The organism is Photorhabdus viridis (assembly GCF_040256935.1).
Lineage (GTDB): Bacteria > Pseudomonadota > Gammaproteobacteria > Enterobacterales > Enterobacteriaceae > Photorhabdus > Photorhabdus viridis.
This window is the reverse complement of sequence record NZ_JBEJZY010000417.1, coordinates 1-251: the sequence shown is the minus strand read 5'-3', so window position 1 is coordinate 251 and position 251 is coordinate 1. Positions and strand designations below refer to the sequence as shown.

Genomic DNA, 251 nt, shown 5'->3' with positions numbered 1-251 from the left:
TTTTCGTTTCTGTTGACGGTCAGCCGCAAGTGCAACTGCTGGCGCCGGATAGCGGCCTGCGGTTATCCCAACATGACCTGCGCGGGCTCCCGGAGGCGGAGGGTGTGCTTGAACGCCTGTGTGCGGAAGAAGCGCGGGCCTCATTTGACCTTGAGCGTGGTCCGCTTGTTCGCGCTTCGCTTATCCGGCTTGCCGATGATGAATACCGGTTCCTGCTCACCCAGCATCACATTATTTCCGATGGCTGGTCT

At 59.4% G+C, this 251-nt stretch carries 1 protein-coding gene; it reads left to right on the top strand.

What is annotated here, in order from left to right; all coding sequences use genetic code 11:
* Positions 1-29: 29 nt before the first annotated feature.
* Positions 30-251 (top strand): condensation domain-containing protein (locus tag ABR397_RS23985; protein WP_350307871.1); only part of this gene is annotated, 222 nt, incomplete at its 3' end.